6 protein-coding genes are annotated in these 4547 nt (G+C 64.5%); 1 reads left to right on the forward strand and 5 read right to left on the reverse strand.

Annotated features, from left to right (window positions below; genetic code table 11):
* Positions 1-38: 38 nt before the first annotated feature.
* From sodX to Q0176_RS10435, 5 genes are all read right to left on the reverse strand, one after another.
* Positions 39-401 carry a nickel-type superoxide dismutase maturation protease gene (gene sodX / locus Q0176_RS10415; protein WP_299302580.1) on the reverse strand — a complete coding sequence of 121 codons (363 nt, stop codon included), beginning with the start codon at positions 399-401 and terminating at the stop codon, positions 39-41.
* On the reverse strand, positions 379-822 hold the full coding sequence (sodN, locus tag Q0176_RS10420) for a superoxide dismutase, Ni (protein WP_299302583.1): 444 nt from the start codon (positions 820-822) through the stop codon (positions 379-381). Before sodN ends, sodX begins: the two co-directional genes overlap by 23 nt.
* Before the next feature lie 30 nt (positions 823-852).
* On the reverse strand, positions 853-1278 hold the full coding sequence (locus tag Q0176_RS10425; RefSeq protein ID WP_299302586.1) for a flavodoxin domain-containing protein: 426 nt from the start codon (positions 1276-1278) through the stop codon (positions 853-855).
* A gap of 266 nt (positions 1279-1544) precedes the next feature.
* Positions 1545-2303 (reverse strand): hypothetical protein, encoded by a 759-nt coding sequence (locus tag Q0176_RS10430; protein ID WP_299302589.1) that lies wholly within the window; start codon positions 2301-2303, stop codon positions 1545-1547.
* 171 nt (positions 2304-2474) lie between these two features.
* Positions 2475-3662, reverse strand: coding sequence for a MalY/PatB family protein (locus Q0176_RS10435; protein ID WP_299302592.1), 1188 nt, complete (start codon positions 3660-3662; stop codon positions 2475-2477).
* Positions 3663-3793: 131 nt separating this feature from the next.
* On the opposite strand from Q0176_RS10435, the gene Q0176_RS10440 reads away from it, so the two are divergent.
* Positions 3794-4474, forward strand: a complete 681-nt coding sequence (locus tag Q0176_RS10440; RefSeq protein WP_299302595.1) for a hypothetical protein — start codon at positions 3794-3796, stop codon at positions 4472-4474.
* Positions 4475-4547: the final 73 nt, after the last annotated feature.

A 4547-nucleotide genomic window follows, 5' to 3' on the forward strand; every position in this document is an offset into this window, starting at 1 on the left:
CCCGCTCGTTTTTCCGTCTCCCCCGCTGCGTAACGGGGCTATTCCCTTCCGGCCGGAGCCGGCGGCAGAGGCGAGCCGTCGGCCTTGTGCACCGCCCTCCCCAGGATGCTCCGAGGGGCGACCGGGCCGAAGCTCCGGCTGTCGCTGCTCTCCAGGGCATTGTCGCCACGAAGGAGGTAACGGCCGTCGTCGGCGACGCCGACTACGCGTTTGATCATCCACATATCCCTCATGAAGGGATGACGGGCCAGGACGACGTCCCCCACGGCTGGAGGCGCCTCCCTGCAGGCCGTCGTATCCACCACGACCCGCTCGCCGTCCCTTAGGGTGGGGTACATGCTGTGCCCCCGGACGACGACCGTCAGCCTCTCCGCCCCATCAGCCCGCCGTGTACCAGGCAACCTCCCGCCCCTTCGTGGACCAGAAGATGGAGTGCACCTCCTTGATGCACTCCATCAGCTCCTCGGCATGGCTCAGGTTCACCTCGACCTTGCAGGAGGAGCAGAGTTTCGCCGCCCTCCAGAACAAGTCGTGCAGCTGGGGGAACTTTTCCAGATGCGGCGCCTTGAAGTAGTCCGTCCAGAGGATGAGGAGCTCGGTCTTGGCGATCCGGGCCTGCTCCTCCTTGATGGCGTCATAGCGGCTGAAGGAGTTCAGGTACGCGGTGAAAGCCGCCTTGTCCGTGGGGTCGGGGCACTCCAGCGCAATCAGCTTCTTCGTCATGGAGAGCACGGCCTCGGCCGCTATCCGTGCCGACGCGGGGTCGTACACACCGCAGGGCCCATCGCAATGAGCCTCCGCAAACAGAATCTTCTCCTCCATCGTGATATCCTCCTTTATCCTCTCCGGCCGTCAGCCCAGCAGGGCCTCGGCCGCCTTTTTCATCGCGTCCTCCGCCCCGCCGTCCGGGGCCTCGAGGCAGGTCACGGGCTCGGCGGCGATAACGGCCCCCCTGCCCTCCATATCCAGCTTCCAGGCATCCATAAACGCGCCCCCGCCCCAGCCGTAGGAGCCGAACAAAAAGACCTTCTTCCCCTTCAGTCCGTCCTTGAGCTCCTCGATCAGCGGAAGGATCTCCGTGTCGTTGACCTCCTCCGTGCCGGAAGCCGGGGAGCCGAACACCCAGACGTCCGCCGCGGAGAAGGCCGCCTTGTCCGCACCCGCGGCCTCCGAGAAATAAAGCGACCCGCCCTTCGCCTCGACCGCGCTCCTGAAGGCCTCCGCAAGGGCCTTCGTATTGCCGGTATTGCTGAAGTATACCAGTCCGATCGTGTTCATTGCCGTCTCCCTTCCTCTTGATGTCTTCAAAATACAAGAAAAAAAATACAGTATGAGGATGGGTATATGTTAACATAGGCAAACTTTATATGCATCATTTTCGGACGACATTTTTCATCCAACGCCCTTCAAGCTCGAACGGTCTCGACTCAGAGAATCCTAAAGGCGGTGGACGGCCCCTTGTCCGGAGGCCGCCCACCGCCTTTCCATCCTTGCTTTTCAGGATGCCCCCGAGCGAAAGCGCCAAGCGCCCCCGGGGCCCCGCCTCAGTCGAGCTTCCGCAGGTTCAGGACGTCGTCGGACCAGCCCCGCTCGCTCTCGCCCGTGTCGCCCCTGTAGAGCTCCGCGCTCTCGACGACCTGGTCGCGCAGGGTGAAGGCCAGGGTCAGATCGTGATCGGGCAGCTCGTAGGAGAGGATGCTGATCTCCGGCTCCCCGCTCGGGGTCTCCCGGACCGTCGGGGTCCCCACCTTGCTTCTCAATGCGTCCTTGCTCATGCCCACTGCCTCGAAGCCCAGGAACGTCTTGCAGGCAGAAGCCGTATTGGCCTTGAAGTAGAGGTCCTCGGCCCTCTTCCCCTCGCCCGAGATCTGAAACACGGCCCCCTTCGAGGTCCAGGTGTCGACCGCGGCGTCCCTGGCCCGGACGCTCTCCTCCTGGGTCCAGCCCTTGGGCATCTTGTCGGCGATCTTCAGCCGGGCCGCGGCATAGCGCTTGTAGATGTTGGCCGCGGCCTTGCTCTTGGGGCCCATCCTCAGCCGAACACCCTCCTGATAGAGCCAGCCGGTCTTCCCGTCCACCTTCACCTTGTACCAGAGCATATCCTGCTTGTCTCGGATGGCGCTCGGGACCGCGACACCCGAATCCGGAAGGCTGACCTCCCACGACTTCGCCTCCTTGTCCGGCTTGGCGTAGAGCGTGAGCGTCTCCTCCAGGGCGAAGGCCCTCTGCTCCGCCGCCTCGGCCCCCAGGGCCGTCGCCATCGCCAGCAGCAGGGCCGCCGCAACCGTCCACATTCTCCTCATCGTCGTTCCGCCTCCTGAATAGATGTTGTTCTGAATCATGCCCCCGAATCGTTATCCTGAAAATGCGTCGGGACAGGATCACAAGGGCATTCTATCCCGTAGACTCGGAGGTTGGAAAGGACGGAATTTCCCACCCCTCGGTGCGGTTCCGGCCTTTTTCAGAGGCTGCGGCTACCTGCCGAAGGCCCTGACGATGCGGTCCAACGCCTCCTTCAGGATGCTGCGGGGACAGGCCAGCACGAGGCGCTCGAACCCGTTTCCCTCGGGCCCGAAGACCCACCCCTCGTCGAGCCACACGTTCGCCTCGGTCAGCATCCGCTTCTGCAGGACATACGGGTCCGGCTCCAGGGCGCTGAAGTCCATCCAGGCCAGGAAGGTGCCCTCGAGCGGCATCACCCGGACCTGGGGAAGGCGCTCCTGGAGATCATTCACCAGAAAGTCGTAGTTCCCCTTGATGTAGACCAGAAGTTCGTCCAGCCACCTCTCCCCGTGCCTGTAGGCGGCCTCGAGCCCCGTTATGGCGAAGAGGTTGGGGCGGGGGATGCTGTTCCGGGCCAGGACGTTCTCGTAGAGGAGACGCATCCGGGGATCGGGCGTGATGAGAATCGTCGCCTGGAGTCCCGCGAGGTTGAAGGTCTTGCTGGGCGCGATGACCGTCATGGAGTTCTCCCGGCAGACGGCATCGACGTTCCCGAACGGCTGATGTTTATAGCCGGGCATCAGGATGTCGCAGTGCAGCTCGTCCGCGAACACCCGGACGCCGTTTTTGGCGCAGATGTCGCCGAGGCGCTCCAGGTCCTCCCGGCTCCAGACCCGCCCTACGGGATTGTGGGGGCTGCACAGGATGAAGAGGGTCGTGCGGGGGTCCCGCGCCTGGCGCTCGAAGTCCTCGAAGTCGATCTCGTAGCGCCCGCCGCGCAGGACCAGGGGGTTGTTGGCGATCTGGGCGCCGTTGTTCAGCACCGTACGGAAGAAGGGGTAATAGACGGGCCGCTGGATGATGACCCGGTCCCCCGGCTGGCAGAAGGCCTGGACGGCCATGTGCGCCGCGGGGACCGCGCCGGGGGCGAACTGAATCCACTCCCTCTCGATCCTCCAGCCGTGGCGGCGGGCCTCCCAGTCGATGATCGCGTCGTAGCAGGAGTCGGGAATGAGCGTGTAGCCGAAGACTCCGTGCCGGGCCCTCTCGGTCAGCGCCTCCGTGATCTCCGGCGCCACCTCGAAATCCATATCCGCTATCCACAGCGGGAGCGGGGAGCCGACGGGATAATCCACCCCCTCGATCGTCCGGGGATCCATGTCCCACTTGGAACAGTTCGTGCCGCGCCTTTCGATGACCCTGTCGAAGTCGTAAGCCATAAAAAAATTCTCCTCTCGGAAATGGAATGTTTTGCGCTGCGCTTTTTGATATGATATCGTATCGGCGTACTTTCGGACGCCGTAAATTTTGGGAGGGTACAAAGAATCGGAGACGGAAGGGGGACGCCGCCATGCGGAAAAAGAACAGGACCTCGGCGCTTCGGCGCATTCTGACGAGCCTCGTCTGTGCCGCCGCGCTGGCCGCAGGAGGATTTTTCAGCGTCCTGAGCGTCCGGGGCATCCGGTCCGAGGCACCCTCCCCTTCGCCCCCAGGCCCCCTTCCTTTCCTCGATCCGGCCTTCCCCGTCCCGGCGCCGACGGACACTCTGGCGCCGCCTCACAGCATCGGCACGGACGCGGACCGAAAACCCGTTTCTCCCTCTGCCGCCCAAACCGCGGCAGGCCCCGCAGCCGGCCATCGTGCCCACGGGTCCGGCAGGCCCCGCAGCGCGCCCGTCCGCGAAAGCACGCCGGCCGACCTCTCGGCCTACAGGCCCCAGGCCCGCAGCGACCGGGGCGAGAGCTGTCTGCCGCGCGACAAAAGCCTTTCCGCGAAGCAGCTCAAGGAGAGACTCGGGGCGGGTACGGCCTCCGACGACGACGGAAAGGGCTTTCTCGGCGACCTCGTGCGCGGCACCCGGCGGGTGCTGAAGTCCTTCGACGACGCCACGCTCGACGCCTCCCGGCGCGCCCTCGGCAGCATCGCCCGGCCCGACGAGGCCAAGATCCGCCCCTACGGGGACGGAGCCCGGCTTCACATCGGCATTCCCGCGGACACCGTGAACCTCGGGCGAAAGAGGCAAAAAAAATAGCGTCCCTCCCCGAAGGGAGGGACGTCATTCTTCAGCACTGGAATGGCCGGGGGGTTATCAGTCCTTCGGCACG

The organism is uncultured Fretibacterium sp., assembly GCF_938040765.1.
Lineage (GTDB): Bacteria > Synergistota > Synergistia > Synergistales > Aminobacteriaceae > CAJPSE01.

Excerpts from the sequence above, each read along its gene's own strand:
- sodN (WP_299302583.1), bottom strand. The coding sequence starts at position 822 with ATGGAGGAGAAGATTCTGTTTGCGGAGGCTCATTGCGATGGGCCCTGC.
- Q0176_RS10425 (WP_299302586.1), bottom strand. The coding sequence starts at position 1,278 with ATGAACACGATCGGACTGGTATACTTCAGCAATACCGGCAATACGAAG.
- Q0176_RS10430 (WP_299302589.1), bottom strand. The coding sequence starts at position 2,303 with ATGAGGAGAATGTGGACGGTTGCGGCGGCCCTGCTGCTGGCGATGGCG.
- Q0176_RS10435 (WP_299302592.1), bottom strand. The coding sequence starts at position 3,662 with ATGGCTTACGACTTCGACAGGGTCATCGAAAGGCGCGGCACGAACTGT.
- Q0176_RS10440 (WP_299302595.1), top strand. The coding sequence starts at position 3,794 with ATGCGGAAAAAGAACAGGACCTCGGCGCTTCGGCGCATTCTGACGAGC.